The organism is Bradyrhizobium sp. (assembly GCF_016213215.1).
Lineage (GTDB): Bacteria > Pseudomonadota > Alphaproteobacteria > Rhizobiales > Xanthobacteraceae > Bradyrhizobium.
Map to the genome: position 1 here is coordinate 148,612 of NZ_JACRAW010000008.1, position 18,830 is coordinate 167,441.

General features: G+C 60.0%; 18 protein-coding genes and 1 pseudogene. 4 read left to right on the top strand and 15 right to left on the bottom strand.

What is annotated here, in order from left to right; genetic code table 11:
* Positions 1–12: 12 nt before the first annotated feature.
* The 10 genes and pseudogenes from HY852_RS27890 to HY852_RS02595 form a co-directional block, all read right to left on the bottom strand.
* Positions 13–1,312, bottom strand: a pseudogene (locus tag HY852_RS27890) (DUF2254 domain-containing protein).
* A 107-nt stretch (positions 1,313–1,419) separates the two neighbouring features.
* Positions 1,420–1,659 (bottom strand): hypothetical protein, encoded by a 240-nt coding sequence (locus tag HY852_RS02555; RefSeq protein ID WP_291602408.1) that lies wholly within the window; start codon positions 1,657–1,659, stop codon positions 1,420–1,422.
* Positions 1,660–1,706: 47 nt separating this feature from the next.
* Entirely contained in the window at positions 1,707–2,477 is a 771-nt protein-coding gene (locus HY852_RS02560; RefSeq protein ID WP_291602362.1) for a DUF2092 domain-containing protein, read from the bottom strand.
* A gap of 166 nt (positions 2,478–2,643) precedes the next feature.
* Entirely contained in the window at positions 2,644–3,021 is a 378-nt protein-coding gene (locus HY852_RS02565) for a hypothetical protein (protein WP_291602363.1), read from the bottom strand.
* 115 nt (positions 3,022–3,136) lie between these two features.
* Positions 3,137–4,375, bottom strand: coding sequence for an HlyD family secretion protein (locus tag HY852_RS02570; RefSeq protein ID WP_291602364.1), 1,239 nt, complete (start codon positions 4,373–4,375; stop codon positions 3,137–3,139).
* Positions 4,368–4,853 (bottom strand): hypothetical protein, encoded by a 486-nt coding sequence (locus HY852_RS02575; protein WP_291602365.1) that lies wholly within the window; start codon positions 4,851–4,853, stop codon positions 4,368–4,370. The genes HY852_RS02570 and HY852_RS02575 overlap by 8 nt, the downstream gene beginning before the upstream one ends.
* A 41-nt stretch (positions 4,854–4,894) precedes the next feature.
* Positions 4,895–5,686 (bottom strand): enoyl-ACP reductase FabI, encoded by a 792-nt coding sequence (gene fabI / locus HY852_RS02580; protein ID WP_291602366.1) that lies wholly within the window; start codon positions 5,684–5,686, stop codon positions 4,895–4,897.
* Positions 5,683–6,897: an acetate/propionate family kinase gene (locus HY852_RS02585; RefSeq protein ID WP_291602367.1), complete on the bottom strand. Its 1,215-nt coding sequence runs from the start codon at positions 6,895–6,897 to the stop codon at positions 5,683–5,685. The genes fabI and HY852_RS02585 overlap by 4 nt, the downstream gene beginning before the upstream one ends.
* A gap of 11 nt (positions 6,898–6,908) precedes the next feature.
* Positions 6,909–7,874, bottom strand: coding sequence for a phosphate acetyltransferase (locus HY852_RS02590; RefSeq protein WP_291602369.1), 966 nt, complete (start codon positions 7,872–7,874; stop codon positions 6,909–6,911).
* 15 nt (positions 7,875–7,889) lie between these two features.
* Positions 7,890–10,136, bottom strand: coding sequence for a DUF3141 domain-containing protein (locus tag HY852_RS02595; protein WP_291602370.1), 2,247 nt, complete (start codon positions 10,134–10,136; stop codon positions 7,890–7,892).
* Between the two features lie 152 nt (positions 10,137–10,288).
* Between HY852_RS02595 and HY852_RS02600 the strand changes: the two genes are divergently transcribed.
* Positions 10,289–10,738: a hypothetical protein gene (locus HY852_RS02600; protein WP_291602371.1), complete on the top strand. Its 450-nt coding sequence runs from the start codon at positions 10,289–10,291 to the stop codon at positions 10,736–10,738.
* Between the two features lie 50 nt (positions 10,739–10,788).
* Positions 10,789–11,589 carry a polyphosphate kinase 2 gene (ppk2, locus tag HY852_RS02605; RefSeq protein WP_291602372.1) on the top strand — a complete coding sequence of 267 codons (801 nt, stop codon included), beginning with the start codon at positions 10,789–10,791 and terminating at the stop codon, positions 11,587–11,589.
* 62 nt (positions 11,590–11,651) lie between these two features.
* Here the strand turns inward: ppk2 and HY852_RS02610 are convergent, their stop codons facing one another.
* The gene (locus HY852_RS02610; protein ID WP_291602373.1) at positions 11,652–12,104 is read right to left on the bottom strand and encodes a hypothetical protein; all 453 of its coding nucleotides are present in this window, start codon (positions 12,102–12,104) and stop codon (positions 11,652–11,654) included.
* Positions 12,105–12,287: 183 nt separating this feature from the next.
* On the opposite strand from HY852_RS02610, the gene HY852_RS02615 reads away from it, so the two are divergent.
* A complete protein-coding gene (locus tag HY852_RS02615; protein ID WP_291602374.1) occupies positions 12,288–12,890 on the top strand; it encodes an invasion associated locus B family protein in 603 nt (200 codons plus the stop codon).
* 45 nt (positions 12,891–12,935) lie between these two features.
* Here the strand turns inward: HY852_RS02615 and HY852_RS02620 are convergent, their stop codons facing one another.
* Positions 12,936–14,054, bottom strand: coding sequence for an AI-2E family transporter (locus HY852_RS02620; protein ID WP_291602375.1), 1,119 nt, complete (start codon positions 14,052–14,054; stop codon positions 12,936–12,938).
* A gap of 124 nt (positions 14,055–14,178) precedes the next feature.
* Positions 14,179–14,400, bottom strand: coding sequence for a hypothetical protein (locus tag HY852_RS02625; protein WP_291602409.1), 222 nt, complete (start codon positions 14,398–14,400; stop codon positions 14,179–14,181).
* Positions 14,401–14,944: 544 nt separating this feature from the next.
* Here HY852_RS02625 and HY852_RS02630 point away from each other — a divergent pair.
* Entirely contained in the window at positions 14,945–16,651 is a 1,707-nt protein-coding gene (locus tag HY852_RS02630; protein ID WP_291602376.1) for a SulP family inorganic anion transporter, read from the top strand.
* 10 nt (positions 16,652–16,661) lie between these two features.
* On the opposite strand, the gene HY852_RS02635 is transcribed toward HY852_RS02630, so the two are convergent.
* On the bottom strand, positions 16,662–17,093 hold the full coding sequence (locus HY852_RS02635; protein ID WP_291602377.1) for a potassium channel family protein: 432 nt from the start codon (positions 17,091–17,093) through the stop codon (positions 16,662–16,664).
* A 428-nt stretch (positions 17,094–17,521) separates the two neighbouring features.
* On the bottom strand, positions 17,522–17,767 hold the full coding sequence (locus tag HY852_RS02640; RefSeq protein ID WP_291602378.1) for a hypothetical protein: 246 nt from the start codon (positions 17,765–17,767) through the stop codon (positions 17,522–17,524).
* Positions 17,768–18,830: the final 1,063 nt, after the last annotated feature.

Here is an 18,830-nt window from a genome sequence, read left to right on the forward strand (position 1 = left end):
AACGTTTGATGCCTAATCTGCTGTGCCGGACTTGGCGGCTGACTGCTGGCCGTTCTCTTGCTGGCGCGACAAGCCTAGGCCCTGGCGGTCCTCAACCCGAGCCGCAATCCGATCCTGCGGGTCGAAGGTAGATCGCTCGATAGTGGAATCGAGATGACCTAGGTAGGTACGCACCAACCTTGCACGCTCGCCGCCGACGCAGCCGGCAAGTTCGACCAGGGCCGAACGCAAGCGCCGCATCACCTGAATAGAGGTCGATCCGAATTGGCGAATTTCGTCGAACGCGAGTGCGAGGAAGTCATCCCATGTCGGCATCCGATAGATGACCCGCAGGATGCCTTGCCCATCGAACGCATGACAAGTCTCGAGATCGCACTTGGCCAGCCGTCGCAATAAGTCCTCGATCTGGTCGATCGCCTGCACGGCCGTTGTCGGGTCGTTGATCGCCGGAGACAGCGCCTTGATCGCAATGTCGACCAGCAGTCGCAATGAATTTCGGATCCTGCTCGAACGTGCGCTGGTCTCCCAGATGAATGCACCCCTTGAGCCGTTTCTCCGAGAGCCCAGTCTTTCCGTGAAGTCGCAGGATGGCGCTATCCTCAATCAGAGTGTCGCCGACGGCACACTCCACGACGATGACGCCGTCGATGTCATGGGCATAGTCGACCACTCTTTCGATGTCGATCGAGGTTACCGCTCGCGGCTTTCCCTCGTGCCTGATGATAAGTGCCGCTTCGGATTGCAGCCGCAGCTGGTCTGGCCCGCGCTTGCCTGATGTCGACCATCGCACGGCATGGTAGGTGCTGCGAATCACTTCCCTGCCGGTATCTCCCGGGATATGGAGCACGCGCATGATCTGACGATTGTTCAGCCGCTCTACTAGCTGCGACAGCATAAGCACGCTTGCAATCAGCATCCCTGCGACCACAATCCCCGAAACCAGCGGCACTCCGGGCGTATCCGTGCGATCGATCCAGGCCAGCGTGGCGAGGCTATACATGAACGTCGCCACGAACATGCCCAGGGAATGAAACAGCAGCCGATCGCGCGCAAACCAGACAACCAGTCGCGGCGAATAGACGATGGCATTGAATTGGACGAGGACGAAAGCGATCGAGAACACGATGCCCGTAAGCGCCATCATGCCCGATGCCACCGAGGACAGATACGCCTGGGCTGAGGAGGTCGATAGATTGAGGCTATACCCGAAGAAAGCAGTCTCAAGACGCGGCACGACGAAGCCGCCCACAACACTTCCAACTGCATAGAAAGTCGGTATCAGCCAGAGCTGCATGTTGCCCTCTCCACGCATCGATCATCATTTCACATTCGGGATGCCTTCGGTTGACTCACGTCGAACCAGCGCGTTTCGGGAGCTCAAGCGACCTCGTGGCTTTCGCAGCGTGGGGGCGCTGGATCTCAGTAACACCGGGTGACGACGCGGCCATACGCGTCCACGACCTGCGCACAGCCTGCAGCTCCGTACGCGACGGCGCCCGCCGTCGCGGCTGCTCCGACAGCCACAGCCCGACGCGTGGTTCGGCGCGCAACGCCGGCGTAGCTCATCGGCGTCAACGGACGGCCCACCCGCGCCTCGGCGGACGAAACCGCTGCACCACCGGAGAGCAGGTCCTCACTGCAGATCAGAGCTGCGGACATCGTGGCGATCGCAGCAGCAAAAGTGAAGGTCTTGCGGATTGAGCGGCTCATTTCTTGCCTCCTACAAACGGAACGCCTGCGGGCACTTCATCAAAATCGCGCAGGGCTTCGACCGGGATCTTCTTTGCCTCGTTCGGCGCCTTGAAAGCGAAAGCGCTGGCGTCCCCCGGCACCTCGGACTTCCACTCCTTGATCCTGACCGTGTACTGCGGAGCGCCGGTCACCGTCTTGCTCGTGATCACATATTTCCTCGGTATCGTCCGCGCTCCCGTCTCCACCCAGATCTGCCAATCCACTTCCGGCGTACGGAACGCGAGATGCTCGCACTCTACGCCGTCCACCATACCTTGGCCGATGTGCTTGGCATCGACAGCGTCGGTCATCAGCGTATCGAACGAGTTCGCAACCAGCAGGTCCGTCCCGGGCATTGCGGTGCCCAGGCGACCCTGAAGCTCGTCAAAAACCCGGTCGATCGAGCCGGATGTCTGCTCCTGAACGTACAGGTTCGTGTTGTGACCGAATAACGTAACCGTCTTCCCGTCATAGACGAGCTCGACATCGGCGTAGCCGCCTGTGCGGCGAATACGCATCTTATCGGGTCGGTTTAGAACCACCTGCCCGGAACTGGTGAATTGTATCTTCTGCAATTCGGTTGTGATGACTTCGATATCGCTGTCGAAGGTGACCGCGATCGTGTTCTGGCCGCCGACAAAGTCGGACATCGCCTTGAGTATCTTGGTGGCATCATCCGCTCGCGCCGTCGCACAGAGCGATAACGCCAGCCCACCGGTCATGGCACACTTGCCCAGCCAGGACATGCTTCGGGACGTCCATTGAGCTAGATCTGTACTCATCGTCATCGCCTCCCTTACGCAGCCCCCAAGATCGCCGATCGACATATGATCAGGTTGATCCACATCAAGCATCATTCAAATACATGACCTGACACACGAAAGCCGCAGATCGGGCATGCGTGCCGCGCAGTCACAGCCTGCACCGGCTGTATCTCAGCGTCATGTCTGGAATGTCCGGGAAATTTCGAACGATCGTATCGTCATCGAGTACCTTCAGATTGAATCTCACGCTTTGACTCATAACCGAGGTCGCACAGGATGCCGCCAGCTCGATGTTATCTCCTTCCTGCTTACGCGAACTGATCGTGCACTTTGCTGTCCTGCCTCTGATCCGTTTCCCGTCGATCACAAAACCGGACCCGAAAAGGTCAGAGAGCTCGGCAAACACGATTGCATTGCCCTTCTTGGTGAAAACCCGGCTGCAGAGATCTTGCTGTGACGCCCAGGCACCGGATAGCTCAAATGCAAACCCACTGGCCGGCACCAGCGTGACCGCAGAAAGGACCATTATCGCTAGTCTCATCAACCTCATGCAAAACATCGCTGTTCTCCGAAATCAAAAACAACGGCTTCAGGGGCGAGCGTAATGACTCTCGCCTGGTCGCTGAATTGAGACCACCTGCTCAGTGACCTCCAAATACCAGCGCTTTCAACGGCAACACTGTGGCTTGCAGACGAAGCACGAGGGCGTGGACAAGAGCGACCGTATCCACGAGGTGCAAATAGACCCGCTTCAGGGATCCGGTGTCCTTCGACAGAATTTCATCGTGGTGGTTCGAATAGACGTTGGCGATGCAGCTGCTACCCGGGGGGACGTCATCGAGAACGCCAGGATAGAGCGGCTCGAGGAAAGCCAGGACGGTGCCGGGCGGTCCGATCTTCGACAGATCGGTGAGTTGATTGGTTTGAAGGATCTGGCCCGCAGCGATAACGTCCTGCACTCTCGTCACCACGAGGGGAATGATGGTCATCGGCTTGCTGATGCAGGTCGCTTCGGCGGCCATCCCGACCTTCAGCACCTGTGCTTCGATCTGGTTGAATCCCGCCAACAGGCGGTCCTCGCCTGCGCCGGCGGGAATGAGAATGCCGGCGGCCCTGGTCACTGGCGCAGGCTGCACCAGGTCACCGACACGAAGGACGAACTGATCAACCCGACCGTCGACACTGGCATAGGTTGTCATCTTTTCGAGTTCGACCGTTGCCGCGGCAAGCTCCGCCTGGGCGCTCGCCTTCTGTGCCGGCAGCACCGAAACAACACGTGTCTCTACAGACTCCTTGGCTGCGGCAGCGGAATCCACCGCTCCCTGTCGCGTCGCCACCAACGTCTGCAGTTTCTCGATTTCTCGCGCCGCCACGATATCCGGATTACGCTGCTGAAGCTGTGTCTTCGTGCGCAACTCATCGAGAGCCTGTTCATAGGCTCCCTTGGCCTCGGAAAGCTTGCCCTCACTGCTCAGGACATCCGCTTTGGCAGTCGCCATCGCCGCGTCGACCTCGGCGATCCGGGCGCGCGCCGTCTCCACGGCCGCCTGCTGCCTGGTGGTGTCCATCTTGAACAGAGGGTCGCCCTTCTTCACCATGTCATTATAGCCGACATAGACCGCCTCTACCCGCCCTCCGATCTCAGGGAAGATCGAAATGGTCCGAAACAGCGAATTTACGTTGGTCGAGGAGGGATGGTGGTAAAGGACGATCGTGATGAGAAGCACCGTCAGGATGAGGCACAGCGTGATGCCCCAGCGGAGCTCGTACCAGACCGAGAAGAGCGTGATTTCATAACCGATGCGCTTGCCCTGCACGTAGCGCCGGACCAGATAATCCGGCAGCAGGGTCAGCATCGAGCACAGCATCAGCTCAAGCATGGATGGTGCCCTTCTTGCTCTTGCGTTCCGGCGCGGCATCATCGGAAACTGGGCCGCCGGGTTGAGGCTGCCCCTCGATCGGTGTCTTTGGCATCTCCTCGCCCGAATCCGATGTCTTGAGAGTTGCGGGAGCCTGCTGCCTCGCGATCGCTTCCACGGCAGTTACGACCCGCTTAACGGGCGTGGAAAAATCCGGGATATCGATGAAGGCCAGCAGCAAAGCGGCGACCCAGAACACGTGCTCGTGCGAGAGCAGCGCGAGCAGGCCAAGTATCGCGACGATATCGAACTGAACCTTCTTCGATTTGTGCGCCACTCGCTCCGGCAGCGAATGGATCGTCAAAAAGATGACCCCCAGGCCGATAACGCACAACAGGACAAACACTGCCACGACATTAAACAACGTGTCGGTGTCGCCGGGCGCCGTAATAAAGAACGGAAGGTCGTGCGTCGCTACTGGGTTAGGCTGTGCTGCCACGGCACACTCCTTTCTCAGGCAACCGGTCTCCCGGTGCCCGCTCAGTCGATAATATGATAGCCGCCATCGATATAGATCGTATCACCGGTGATGAGCTTCGCACCATCCAGAGCCAGGAACGCCACGGCCTTGCCGACGTCGTCGATGCTGACGAGGCTGCGGGCGGGAGCCTTGGCCTGCGCCTTCGCCATCAGTTCATCAAACTCAGGGATGCCTGAAGCGGCGCGCGTGGCGAGCGGACCGGGCGAAATCGCGTGGACCCGGATGCCTTTGGGGCCGACTTCGGCGGCGACGTAGCGAACCGCACATTCGAGAGCCGCCTTCGCAACGCCCATGATGTTGTAGTTTTCCACCACTTTTTGGCTTCCGAAATAGGTCATCGTAAACATCGTCCCACCGTTCTTCATCAACGGCTCCGCCAGATGTGCCATGCGGATAAAGGACCAGCACGAGACGTCCATCGTTGCGAGAAAGCCGTCTCGCTCAACGTCGATCACCCGTCCGTGCAGCGCCGCCTTGGGAGAAAAGGCGATCGAGTGAACGAGGAAATCGAGTTCGCCCCACTCCTTCGCAATCCTGTCAAATACGGCCTCGGTCTGCCCGGCCGTCATGACATCGAGCGGCATGAAGATCGGTGCCTCGAGCTCGAGGACGAGCGGCTCGACGTGTTTCTTCGCCTTTTCGTTAAGATACGTGACGGCGAGGTCGGCGCCGAGCGCGCGAAATGCCTTGGCGCAGCCCCACGCGATCGACTGATCATTGGCGATGCCGACGATCAAGCCCTTTCGTCCCTTAAGGGCGACCTTGGTCTCTGGGAAGGTTGGAATGGTCATGGCGTCCTCGCGGTGCTTGATTGAGCCGTTGATCCTTCTTGCAACAGCGACAGGGTGTGGCGCGCAATCATCAGTTCTTCGTCGGTCGGCACGACATAGACCGGCACGCGGCTATCGGATCGTGAAATCTTCGTTCTGTTGTCGGCGTTGGCGGCTGCGTCGAGGGACACCCCGAGCCAGCTCAGCCTGCTGGCAATGGCCGCCCGGATCTTCGGCGAGTTCTCACCGATCCCGGCCGTAAACACGAACGCATCGACGCCCTGCAAAGCGGCAGCCAGCATCCCGGCATTCAATCCAACCCGGTAGACGAAATAGTCCACGGCAAAGGCTGCGCGCGGGTCGCTGTTCTCCTGCAGTTCCCGCATGTCGTTGCTGATGCCCGAGAGCCCTTTGAGGCCGCATTCCCGGTAAAGGAAATCCTGCAACTGGGCCGGTGACATCCCCTTCTCCGAGATCAGATAGAGCACGACACCCGGATCGAGTTGACCGGGCCGCGTACCCATCGGCAGGCCGTCGAGCGCCGTAAACCCGAGCGTGCTTTCGACGCTCCGCCCATGCTCGAGAGCACACATCGAAGCGCCACTCCCCAGATGCGCGACAATCACGCGTTTGGCAGCAATCTCAGGAGCAACCTGCGGCAGCGCGCTGGCGATATATTCATAGGAAAGACCATGGAAGCCGTACCGGCGCACGCCCTCCTCATAGAGGCTGACGGGCAAGGCGTAGTGATCGGCAAGCGCGCTATGCCCGCGATGGAAGGCCGTGTCGAAACACGCTACCTGCGGCAAAGAGGGCATACTGGCCAGAATCGACCGCATCGGCGCGAGGTTATAAGGTTGATGAAGCGGCGCCAGCGGGATATAGCGCTCGAGTCGGTGCAAGACACTAGCGGTTACCCGTACGGGCCGGCTGTAGTCCGGCCCGCCATGGACAACCCGATGTCCGATCGCGATCGGATCGATGCGCAGCTCCTCGCGAAGCCATGCGCCTGCCGTCGCAAGGGCTGCTGCAACGTCGCGGAGCTTGTCGTTCTCATAGGTACGGTCGACCAGGACGGCACGGTTGGCCCCGGTCGCCCGCAATCGCGGGCGGCTACCGATCCCATCAACCTGGCCTCGAACCTCCCGCTTCAATGCGCCATTTGGCTCCAGGGCAAACACCTGGAACTTTACGCTCGAAGAGCCGGCATTCGTGACCAGGATTGTATCCATGATGATCCCCGTCAGGCTGCTACTGGGTGCAAGCGACGGCGGGCATCGGCGTACAGAACGGCTACGGCGCAAGATGCCATTCGCGCCCGCACGGAATCGGCACGTGAAGTGAGCACAATCGGAACCCGGGCGCCAAGCACGATGCCCGCACTATCCGCCTTGGCGAGATATGCGAGATTCTTTGCCAGCATGTTGCCGGCCTCGAGATCCGGCACGACCAGGATCTGCGCGCGGCCCGCCACTGGCGACTTGATCCCCTTGATCCGCGCCGCTTCTTCGTCGATGGCGTTATCGAACGCCAGCGGACCGTCGAGCACGCCGCCCGTGATCTGCCCGCGTTCAGCCATCTTGCAGAGCGCCGCAGCCTCGATAGTCGACGGAATTTTCGCCGTCACGTTCTCGACCGCCGACAGAATGGCCACTCTCGGAGTGCCAGTGACCGTTTGGGTGTACAGATCGATGGCGTTCTGGACGATGTCGCGCTTGCAATCCAGATCGGGAAATATGTTGATCGCTGCATCGGTGATGAAGAGCGTCTCCGCATAGGTCGGCACATCCATGATGAAGACGTGGCTGATCCGCCGTTCCGTCCGCAGCCCTGTGCCTTTCGCCGTGACGCTGCGCATCAGTTCGTCGGTATGGAGGCTGCCTTTCATCAGCAGCTCGCCTTTTCCTTCATGGATCAGTTCGACCGCCCTCGCCGCGGCTGCCTCGCTGGGCGACGCTTCAACGATCTCGAATCCCGCGATGTTCAAGCCGAATTTGGCAGCCGTCTCCCTGATCTTGGCCGTTGGACCGACCAGCGTCGGCTCGATGAGTCCGGCTTCGGCCGCCTCGCAAACGCCGCGCAACGAGGTTTCATCACACGGATAGACGACAATGGTTGCCGCTGGCGGTACCTGCTTCGCAGCGGCGATCAAGCGCCCATACTTCGCGTGGGACTGGACCGCCGCACTCTCTTTCGTTTTGGCGCTCATTTCGATGGTTCTCCCCTAATGCCGTCGCGAAGACGCTTTCGCCCGCTCGACGGTGGCGAAAGGAACATTGGTTTGACCCGGCGATGGCAGCGCCGGTCCGCTCGCGCCAAATAGCGATACAACGCGCTTGAACCGCTCCGCCGCCTCTCCGGAGAGTTCTCCGACCGCACTCAGTACCTGCTGCATAAGATTGAGCGCGTTTTGACGCTCTTCCGGGCTCGCCGGCAGCAGCGCGGGAATGGCAGCAAGCGTTGCCTCAGGCTCCAGAAGCAGGAGGAAATACTGCTCTCGCGCGATCTGCTTGAACTGGGCCAACGTCAGCCGCGGCTCTTTCTCGGAAAGCCGGACCCGGCGGAGCGCCTGGAGGCCTCGCTCATCCACCTTGCGACGTGCCATTCCGACATAGAGAAGACCTCGGATCGTGCACTCGAGCAAACCACCCTGGTTGATGTGCGACTTCAGTTCGGCAATCCGCGCTTCGATCAACTGACGATGCAGAAGTGACTTTCCGGGCCTTCGCGGCCTGGACACCGCCGGATCAATGCCGACAGCAGCCTGCAAGGCCGGCGAGCCATAGACGGCCAGGAAGATCGACTCCGAAAGCTTTTCCTGAGCCTCGCGCCAGGCGTCCAGGCCTTTCTCGATCTGCTCCGACATCTTCGCCTGGACAGCCAGGAACGGGTTATCGGCCGAGGCCGGCTTGCGATGCTCCCGCGCCTGCTCGGCCGCCTTTCCGATCCAACTCATGAACGGATTGGCATCGCTGAACAGCTCGTATTGCAGCCGCGCCGGATGCCAGCGGCGCAACCACTCCGCAACTTGTGGAGTGAACATCGTCTTGACAAACGGCTGTGCGAAGGCGCGGTAGAGGGCCAGATTGATCTCGGATACGCGCGCGGCAGTCGCGAACCGTCGTTCATCTTCTGCCGAATTGCCGCCCATGGCCCTGATGTCGTCGAGGGTGCGCGGTTCGCAACGCATCACCCAGTCTCCGAGGGCAAGATCCGGGTTGAGCGTATCGGCGGACTTCTGCTCGAAAGTTGCCTCGTAGAGCCCGGGCGGAAGCACATCGATCAGGTCGATATTGTCGGAGAATTCGCTGTGTTCCTTCCTTGCAACGCCGCCGGAGACGAAGATTCCGAGATGCCCGACGGTTCCGTGCACGGTGTACACGATGGTCTGACCGTACGAGCGGATCTCGTCCACATCGTCGTAGAGATCCAGAATCCAGCCCAGCGCCTGCTGTGGCGGGGTGACGTTGTCACCCTCGGAGCAGAACACGACGATCGGTGAGCGGATATTGCGAAGATCGATGGTTGCGCCATCCGATGTTGTTATGTCACCCGACGCGAGATGGTTACCGACGAACAATTGATCGACGATGAACTGGATTTCTTCGGCGTTCAGATTGACATGGCCGCCCCACCACCGCTCGAACTCAAGGTAACGCGGACCTTCGGTGTCGACTTTTGAATACACATTATATTGCTTGGTCCACAGCGTGTTCGCTGGATTCTGGTTCTCGAAATTCTGAACAAGCCAGCCGCCGTCGAACTTGCCGGCGCCCATGTCCCCCGTGAGCGCGGTCAGCCAGCTGCCACCAAGCAACCCGCCCGAATAGCGCATCGGATATTTGCCCTTCACGCCGGCCCAGTACGAGAGCGGGCTGCCCGCCAGAATAACCGGACCGAACAGCTCCGGCCTGAGTGATGCCAGGATCATCACTGCCCATCCGGCCTGGCAATTGCCGATCACACACGGCTTGCCGTCTGCATCCGGATGCAGCGAGATCACCCTTTCCAGGAACACCGCCTCAGCTCTTGCGATGTCCTCGATCGTCTGTCCGGGCATCGGGTCGGGAAAGAACCCGACAAAATAGCATGGGTGGCCGGCCTTCAGCGCAGCTCCGATTTCGCTGTCTGCCTTAAATCCGCCAATGCCTGGACCGTGTCCCGCGCGCGGATCCACCACCACAAAGGGGCGCCGCTTCAGATCAACCTCGACGCCCTTTGGCGGAAGAATGCGCACGAGCAAATAGTTCACCGGCCGTGGCAGAGTTCGTCCATCAATGACCAATTCTGCATCGTAATTCAGTACGTGAGGAATTTCTTCGGCAAGATGTTCCCGATACTGGTTCCCGCGCTGCCGGAGAATGTCGGAGAACAGCACACCGCGCTGGGCTGCGTCGATCATGTATTCCAGCGCCGGCGTAAAGGCGCCTAGCCACGGATTGACAGGTAACTGCGGTTTCTCTGCCGACATTGTTCCGCTCCATGCTGTGCTGCGCCCGATCGCTGCAGTTAGTATGATGCGCTATTTTGTTGTATTGATCTACCTCAAGCAGAACACCAGCTGTCACGCTACGTAACAATCTCGTTTCTTCCATAAGCAAGCAAACGTCGAGGAGACTGACGATGGTTGACATTGACCAGTTGCTGCCAACCGCAAAGGACATCCAGAAACAGGCGGCGCTTAACGAGGCCGAAAAGGCCGAAGAGCAAGCGCGTCAAACAGCCGCAGCAGATGCCGAAAAGAGAGCGCTCCTCGACGAGCTGAAGAAGCCATCGGGCTTATCGGAGGAAGAGAAGATCCGCCGCGCGTCGAACGTCATTCAGCGCGCTGTAAGAAACGGACTCCACGAGGTCCAGGTCTACCGGTTCCCGAATGCGCTTTGCACCGATCGCGGTCGCGCAATCAACCAGCAGGAACCGGGGTGGGAGAAGACGCTGACCGGACTACCGAAGGAAATGTATCAGCTCTGGTACGACTACCTGCGTCCGCGCGGATACAAGATAGCCTTCCAAATCATCGATTTCCCGGGCGGCATGCCCGGCGACATCGGCATCACCCTGAAGTGGGGCTAACGTGCCCCACTCAGGGCGCCGCGACGGTCCGACGGCACCGGGAGGCCTTGATGGCAAAGGATGACCAAGACTCGAAAATGAAGCGAAAGGCCTACGAGAAGGAACTACGCAAGCTTCAAGTCGAGCTTTGCCATCTCCAGCAATGGGTCGTCGAAAGAAGACAGAGGGTAATCGTTATCTTCGAAGGTCGTGATGCCGCTGGAAAAGGCGGCACGATCAAAGCCCTCACCGAAAAGGTCAGCCCGCGCGTCTTTCGCGTGGTCGCCCTTCCCGCTCCTTCGGACCGGGAAAAGACACAGATGTTCATTCAGCGTTACATGCAACATTTTCCGGCGGCCGGAGAGATCGTGATCTTCGACCGCAGCTGGTACAATCGCGCTGGCGTGGAATACGTCATGGAGTTTTGTACCCCCGACGAACACAAGCGTTTTCTCTCCCTTTGTCCCGAAGTCGAGAAGTACATCGTCGACGGCGGCATCAACCTGATCAAGCTCTGGCTTGAAGTCGGGATGGATGAACAGGAGCGGCGGTTCGAAGCCAGGATCGATGATCCGCTGCGGCAGTGGAAGTTGAGCCCGATGGACACGGAGTCGTACCGTCGCTGGTACGACTATTCCCGAGCCCGCGATCTGATGTTTGAGGCGACGAACTCGAAACACGCGCCGTGGCATGTCGTCCGTTCGGATGACAAGCGGCGCGCGCGCCTGAATTGCATTTCGCACCTGCTCAAGACGATTCCGTACAAGCGCATCTCGCGCGAGCAGATCAAGCTTCCGAAGCGATCAACGAAAGCCCGTTACGATGACAACGCTTCGCTGCACAAAATGAACTTCGTTCCGGAACGCTACTAGTCCTCTCACAAGAGCCTGCCGAACTTTACTCAGCTTCGGCAGGCGCCGTTGCCCACGCTCAATCACTCCATTGTGATCTGCACACCGCTCAGCGCCGCAGACAGTTCGACGCCAACCTTGGCGCCGCTCAACTGCAGAATGACGCCGTTTCTGGCATTTTGCAGCTGAACGCCGCCGGCGCCGGCTGCCACGGCGGCACCGGCGCCTATGGCCGTGTAGCTTCCGACGATGTCTCCCGGACTTCGAAGGTTCAAGGCACGCCCGACAAGTTGACTGGTGGACCCCCCGATCGTCGCCCCAAAGCTCATGCCGGATACGTTGAATGGATAATGCCGTCCTCGAAACGTCAGGACCCCGCGGCCGCCGCCGACACCGACGATGAAGCCGGCCTTGGTGAATACGACTCTGACCGACCCGGTTTCAGCTTGAGATGGCGTCGCTGTCGATGCGAGAGTGACCACGACCGCGACGGCGATCGAAGCGGCTGATCTCTTAAGCCAGACGAGATACTTCATCCGAATCTCCCTTCCCGGTTCAGCGGTTTCACCAGCGCCGCGTACACGGCCCAATATCTCAGAGTGGTTGATCCAGATCAACACTGCTAATGAAGGCGACGGCGAGACTTGGCATTGCACGGCGAGGCCCTCTGGTCAGCGAATTCCTTCAAAAGCACCCCTGACGAGGAAGGGAGAGGCAACATGAGCCGCAGGATCGCTCGCCCGGCAAAGCGGATTTGCCTTGGCATCTCCATTTGCATCTGCACCATGGCGCCACAGGGCTCGCTGGCCGAGGGGTTGCCGCCACCCCGTCCAGACTCTCCCGCGGCTGACGTCGCACCGCGCGGCGAGCGTGCGCCGCGGCCAATCGAGTATTCCGCCTGGCAGAAGCTGTGCTTCACGCCGCCTTCGGCGAATGTCGTGTGTCGCACGACGACGACTGGTACGTGGGATACTCGTCAAGTCGCGATCCGAGTTGACCTGATTGACAGTCCGAACGGAGACGCTCGACTGCAGGTCTTCATGCCGGTGGGCCTCTATTTGCCGCCGGGAATTAGGCTGAGCATCGATCAGGACGTCCCGATGACAATTCCCTACTCCTGGTGCCTGGCCAACGCTTGCGTTGCGGCAACGGCGGCCGACGCAAAACTGATCAACGCCTTGGAGAACGGCCAAAGGCTGACACTGGAAGCCGTCGATTCGAATATCTTGACGATCACAACGACGGTGCCCCTCCACCAGTTTGCGGCGGCGCACCGCGGCCCCCCGGCTCAGCGGTTCGAGCGCCAGTTCGACAACGACTGACAGGGCAACTCCGGCTCGCCTTGCACCGATGCGGATTCCAGATCCCTACAACCCAACGCGCTCGTGCACCGGCCCGTCTGTTGGGACCTTCGAGGTATTGTCACGCATCCACGCCAGCATGAGCTGCCATGCGACAGCCAGCACGATGGGACCGAGGAACAGGCCGATCACGCCATGAGCAATCGTTCCGCCCAATAGACCAACGAGGATGACAGGCATCGGTGTCTTCAGACCGTGCCCCATGATGAAAGGTTTCAGGATGTTGTCCAACAGACCTACGGGCACCAGGTAAAGGGTCAGAATAAGGGCTGCTGTGCTGTCCATCGTGGTCCAGGCCCAGACAAGGACACCGAGCATCACAATCGCCGCCCCAATCTGAACGATAGCCAGGAGCAACACAAAGAACGTGAGAACGCTCGCTCCGGGTACCTGCGCCATGGCGAACCCGATGCCCGCCAACAACGCCTGAAGCAGCGAGACGCCGAGAACTCCAAGCGAGATCGAGCGGATGGTTGCTGCCGTCAGCTTGAGGTACTCATCGTCTCTATCGGCAATGACGTGGGTCAGGAGCGCCCTCACGCCCTCAACGATCCGGGGCCCCGGCAGCAACAGGAATCCCATCACGACCACCGCCAGCAAGAACTTGAGCATGCCCTCGCCGACGCTTGACGCCACGCCGAGAAGAGGTTTGGCCACGGCCTTCACTTGTGGCCCTAATTCAGCAAGTGCGCTGGCGATATTCGTCGAGGCAAGACTCCAGAACTCGTAGAAGGGTCCACCAACAAGGGGCCATTCCTTGATCCAGGTCGGTGGCCGCGGGACCGTAATTTCGGCCGAACTAACGCTGTCGGAGATTGTTCGCAGGCCGTCCACCAGGCTCACGGCGAACCAGGTCGCCGGCCCGATCACGATGGCCAGGCTGGCGACGGTAACGAGCACAGCTGCAAGCACGCGGCGACCGCCCAGCGCTCTGGCCAGCCGCTCGTAAGCTGGATACAGCGCGACCGTCAGGATCACGCTCCATGCCAGGATTGCCAGGAACGGCTGAACCAGCACGAACGTCCAGTACACAAGCAGCGCAAGCAGGCTGATTCTGATCGCGAAATGAATCACCTCATCGTTCACGTCGAAACGGCTGCGAGCCATCTTCGGCTTCTGACCCATGGCAGCTCCCAAGTGTTGCGTGAACAAGGCCGATATGATCGGACATATCGCTGCTTGATCAACGTCAGGACCGTAAAGGCGGAATACGCCGTCTAACCCGAATGCTGCGCTTCCAACTAACAGGCTATCGAATTCCGAGCAGCGAACGCCGGAACCCGCTGGCGCGCGCCTCCCTCTCGCACACAAAACTGCCTGCGCTCCCCTGCGAGTAACGTTTCTGCCGCTTGAAGTAGTAGATCTCTTTGCGAAAATCGAGCCAAACAACAACGTCATCGGGGCAATAGCGGCGGGCTTGATATTCGTTACGAAACGGAGTCAGCGGTAAAGCTTCGGCCGCGGATGCCATGGTCAGCAGGCCAAGGATAACCAGCCCACGCAAGGTACCGTTGCGAGGCACCAGACTGAGTTCTCGAGTGCCGTGGTTCCGCATCGCTCTCATGCCTCGTTGCAGGCAGTGATCTCGCCCTTTCGCACGGCGGCTTTCAAGGCCGCATAGTCATGCTCGGTCTGGTCGGCATTAGGCCGAAGCGAACTCGCTTCGTCAAACTCCTCACTCGAAGTCCCCGGATAACCGCTGGTCGTCGCAGAACTCTCGCAGACCTTCGCGTGCCCGCGCGCAAGCACCCAGCCCACGCGATTCCTCGGCGCGATCATCCGGAGACACAATATGAACAAAGTCTCTTTCATCTGCACGTTTGGACGCCTGATTTCGATGTTTCATCGCCAGCCGAGATGTTTCAGCGCGGTTGGAACACACACTTCCGGCAGAGAGCAATGAGTTCGATGTAAGTCTCAGCAGAGAGTAATGATGTTGATGTGGATCAAGATGGCATCGACGCGTCCTCGATTGGATCACCAGCCAAATCCCTCACTTGCTGGGATGCTTAGCCATGATTGACCCGATCCATCCGCAGGCAGAGAAGCGCTTGCTCCGCTGGTTTCCGCCGGCCGCATGGCTGCGGGACTATCGCCTTGAGTGGTTGTCTGGTGACGTTGTTGCAGGGATAACGCTGGCGGCCTATGCCATCCCCGTCTCACTCGCCTATGCCGGTCTGGCCGGGCTACCGCCCCAGGTCGGAATCTACGGCTATCTGCTCGGAGGCCTCGGATACGCCCTGCTCGGCTCATCCCGGCAGCTTGCTGTGGGGCCGACGTCAGCCATTTCATTGATGATCGCCGGAACTGTGGGCGCGATGGCGGCGGGAGATGCGGCACGCTATGCCCAGATCGCGAGCCTTGCTGCTTTGACCGTCGCTGTATTGTGCTTCCTTGCCTGGCTGCTGCGGCTCAGCGCGCTCGTCAAGCTGATCAGCGACAGTATTCTGGTTGGCTTCAAGGCCGGAGCCGGCCTGACGATCGCCATGACACAGCTGCCTGGCCTGTTCGGCGTGCCGGGCGGAGGACACAACTTCTTTGATCGTGCCTGGCTGTTCGCGGGACAACTCGACCAATCGCATCTGCTTGTACTCACAATAGGCGTGCTGGCCATCATTCTGATCGTGGTCGGAGAACGGTTCGCGCCGGGACGTCCCATCGCCCTCGGGGTGGTCGCCCTCTCGATCCTGCTTGCGGACCGGCTCGGGCTCGCTTCCCTCGGCGTGCCGACGACCGGACAAATTCCACCGGGTCTGCCCAGCATGAACTTGCCCGGACTCAGGATAGTCGATGTCGAAGGCATTATCCCGCTGGCAGCCGGCTGCCTCTTGCTTGCCTATATCGAGGGGGTCTCAGCCGCGCGCACCTTCGCTGCCACGCACAAATATACCCTTGACCCCCGCCAGGAGCTTCTGGGCATCGGAGGCGCCAACTTGATGGCGGCCCTAGGTCAGGGCTATCCGGTGGCCGGCGGTCTGTCGCAATCGGCTGTCAACGACAAGGCTGGCGCGCGGACGCCGCTCGCACTTGTCTTCGCTTCGGCTACACTTGCATTGTGCCTGCTGTTTCTGACCGGCTTCCTGGACACTCTCCCGAAAGCCGTGCTCGCCGCCGTCGTCCTCACCGCCATCTACGGGCTGCTCGACTTCCCGGCACTAATGCGCATGTGGCGAGTCAGCCGGCTTGATTTCTATGCGGCAGCTATCGCTTTGGTGGGCGTGTTGGCGCTCGGCATCCTGAACGGCATCCTGCTCGCTGCCTTGGGATCCGTACTGCTTCTGCTCATGCGCGTGTCCCAACCGCATATCGCCTTCCTGGGTCGCATTCCCGGCACGAACAGCTATTCGGATGTGACGCGGCATCCGGAGAATGAGCCGCTCGATTCGGCTGTTGCCTTCCGCCCTGAATCCTCCGTTATCTACGTGAACGCTGAGGGCGTTTGCCAATCCGTGCTCGAACGTATCCGAAAATCCCCCGCGCCGGTTCGCCTGGTCGTGTGCGATCTCTCGGCTTCGCCCTATCTCGACCTCGCAGGCGCGAAGATGCTGCACGAGTTGCATGACGAGCTTTCGGCCCACGGTATCGTCCTTCGGATCGTTGGCGCCCACGGTTCGGTGCGCGATCTGTTGAGAGCCGAAGGGTTGGAAGAGAAAGTTGGCGGCTTACGCCGCACGCTGACGCTGGAAGACGTCCTGGCAACATGTGCTCCCGGCGAGAAGTAGCTCCCTTTGCTTATGGCGGCGGCGCTTTCGCGTTCTGAAGCGTCGATCTCAACACCTCGAAAATCACAGCCGTCGACCATCCGAACAAGAGTACACCGTTCATCGCCGTCATTGGTCCAAGCAGCCGCCACCGCGGTACAGGAACGATGTCTCCGTATCCCAACGTCGTAAAGTTCACGAATGCAAAGTACAGTCGATCCGACGTCTCGGGCGTCGCGTCGACGAGTGCGTATCCCAATGACCAGATTGCTATCTCGCAGGTATGAGCCATCATCAAGACTGCGGCGGTTGCCATCATCACGGCAGCCAGGTGCACCGTCGTTGCCGACGTCCATTTGGCGGCGACAGTCCGCGCCGTGCCAATGACCAACGCCATCGCCGCTGCATGAGCGGCGATGTTCGCGAGACTGACAGCACCTCCAAACACCAATTGCCGAAGCATGGTTGCCTGATCTCCTGGGAGCTGCCGGTCACTTCGCCACGAACGGCGAGCGGCCCTCTTGATCTCTGTCAATCAGACAGCGACGGGCTGACGCGGCGGGAAATGACCGATCGGACGTCGGTGCCGTGAGCAGCGCCCCGAGGGTCACCCTTCTCCGTAGATGTAGGATTTGATGCGCGACTGGACGATCGTTTGAAGAAGGCCGATGAGTGCGTTTGCAATGCAGACCACGAAAAGGTCATCGGCCCTTCGTTAAAAACCGGCTCGACGGGCACGCGGGCTTCGGAGCAGCCCAATATGGCTGCAAACGGACGCTGCTTCGGCATCTCGGCGGGTTTCGATAGCAGGCTGCCATCTCGACCTACGGCCAGTAGCCCGGCTGCACAGCCGGGCCATTGGTCTGATAGCCGAGCATTTCGATCCGCAATCTACCGACGGCCAGCTCGGTCAACCGGACCGCCACGATTCATTGGCGTTCCTGGTCGCACGGCCTCACGCGCGATTGGACGCGGCCTGAGCACAACGCCCGCCCTTGCGACGCAGCTTGGTGGATAGTCTACGTATTGACAGTAGACCACGGCTTCCGCTGGTCCGCTGGACACTGCGATGCCGGCGATTGCCAGCGATGCGCTTACTGCCAACCCGGCGAATGTCAACGATCGAGACAGATGCATTGAACTCTCCTGATCTCGTAAGAAGGCACGGCGCGGCAACTAGGTGTGATTGACCATTTTCACCGTAGGGATACTTCACCGAACCAGGTTGATACAAATCAAGTCTAAGGCATACCAGTGTGGGCGAAGGCGACCCGAAGGATAACGGAGCCTGGAAGAACTCGCGGGAACTGCGCCTGCGATCAGGGTCGCTTCGCATCCTCCGAACGGAGCTGAAGAAGGACGTATCCCGCCGACGTTCGGCATTGTTGCCGCCCGTCAAGGGCGAGGCATGATGCTTATCATATTCTAGCTGACTCCGACTGCTCTTATCGAACGGCACCTTTGGTGACATGCGGCAGAAGACGACCGATGTTGCGCGAATAGCCGCTCGCAAACGCACGGGTCCTTTCTGGCAAGACCGGTTCGGCGCGGTTGCCATGGATGAGGAATATCTCGCGGCGGCACTGCGCTATGTATCGCTCAACCCGGTGCGCGCACGGCTGGTGCAGCGGGCGCAGGACTGGCGATGGTCGAGCACGCCCGCGCATCTGCGCGGCAAGGATGACGGTGTGACTGCTGGCACCGATCAGGGATCGCTTCAGGCGCTTCGCCGATCTACTCGACGACACTCCGGACGCCGACCTGTTCGATCGGATGCGCGCCGCGGCGAGCATCGGCCGGCCGCTCGGAGATCGCTTCATCGCCCGGCTCGAGCGACTGACCGGGCGCCCCTCAAACCAGGCAAGCGTGGACCGAAGCCCTCAGAGCCGGAGCGCAAGGCTGGCGAATTGATGCAATGTCACAGTAATTCTCAGCACATTCTGTGCGTAGTTATTGGGATCACACTTGCCGGCGCCGGTCGGTCCGACGACCAACGTATGTCCGACATCGCCGACGTGGAGCGAAAACCGGAACGGGGTCGATCCCTCCGTCTTGCCGACCGGGTGGCAGGTACACCGGGCATCCCTGGCTCAACTCAAACCAAGGCTTTCCGAGCTGCGCCTGGAATCCGAGCTTCCAGGCAACTCATTGCGTCGCAGCCCACATCGTGATGAGCACAATCGCGAACACGATAGTAATC

What these genes read in the sequence shown, in the direction of transcription:
- HY852_RS02600 (WP_291602371.1), top strand. Translation starts at nt 10,289, where the DNA reads ATGGTTGACATTGACCAGTTGCTGCCAACCGCAAAGGACATCCAGAAA.
- HY852_RS02640 (WP_291602378.1), bottom strand. Translation starts at nt 17,767, where the DNA reads ATGCATCTGTCTCGATCGTTGACATTCGCCGGGTTGGCAGTAAGCGCA.
- HY852_RS02585 (WP_291602367.1), bottom strand. Translation starts at nt 6,897, where the DNA reads ATGGATACAATCCTGGTCACGAATGCCGGCTCTTCGAGCGTAAAGTTC.
- HY852_RS02620 (WP_291602375.1), bottom strand. Translation starts at nt 14,054, where the DNA reads ATGGGTCAGAAGCCGAAGATGGCTCGCAGCCGTTTCGACGTGAACGAT.
- HY852_RS02560 (WP_291602362.1), bottom strand. Translation starts at nt 2,477, where the DNA reads ATGTCCTGGCTGGGCAAGTGTGCCATGACCGGTGGGCTGGCGTTATCG.
- HY852_RS02635 (WP_291602377.1), bottom strand. Translation starts at nt 17,093, where the DNA reads ATGCTTCGGCAATTGGTGTTTGGAGGTGCTGTCAGTCTCGCGAACATC.
- HY852_RS02565 (WP_291602363.1), bottom strand. Translation starts at nt 3,021, where the DNA reads ATGGTCCTTTCTGCGGTCACGCTGGTGCCGGCCAGTGGGTTTGCATTT.
- HY852_RS02615 (WP_291602374.1), top strand. Translation starts at nt 12,288, where the DNA reads ATGAGCCGCAGGATCGCTCGCCCGGCAAAGCGGATTTGCCTTGGCATC.
- HY852_RS02625 (WP_291602409.1), bottom strand. Translation starts at nt 14,400, where the DNA reads ATGGCATCCGCGGCCGAAGCTTTACCGCTGACTCCGTTTCGTAACGAA.
- HY852_RS02570 (WP_291602364.1), bottom strand. Translation starts at nt 4,375, where the DNA reads ATGCTTGAGCTGATGCTGTGCTCGATGCTGACCCTGCTGCCGGATTAT.
- fabI (WP_291602366.1), bottom strand. Translation starts at nt 5,686, where the DNA reads ATGACCATTCCAACCTTCCCAGAGACCAAGGTCGCCCTTAAGGGACGA.
- ppk2 (WP_291602372.1), top strand. Translation starts at nt 10,789, where the DNA reads ATGGCAAAGGATGACCAAGACTCGAAAATGAAGCGAAAGGCCTACGAG.
- HY852_RS02555 (WP_291602408.1), bottom strand. Translation starts at nt 1,659, where the DNA reads ATGTCCGCAGCTCTGATCTGCAGTGAGGACCTGCTCTCCGGTGGTGCA.
- HY852_RS02595 (WP_291602370.1), bottom strand. Translation starts at nt 10,136, where the DNA reads ATGTCGGCAGAGAAACCGCAGTTACCTGTCAATCCGTGGCTAGGCGCC.
- HY852_RS02610 (WP_291602373.1), bottom strand. Translation starts at nt 12,104, where the DNA reads ATGAAGTATCTCGTCTGGCTTAAGAGATCAGCCGCTTCGATCGCCGTC.
- HY852_RS02590 (WP_291602369.1), bottom strand. Translation starts at nt 7,874, where the DNA reads ATGAGCGCCAAAACGAAAGAGAGTGCGGCGGTCCAGTCCCACGCGAAG.
- HY852_RS02630 (WP_291602376.1), top strand. Translation starts at nt 14,945, where the DNA reads ATGATTGACCCGATCCATCCGCAGGCAGAGAAGCGCTTGCTCCGCTGG.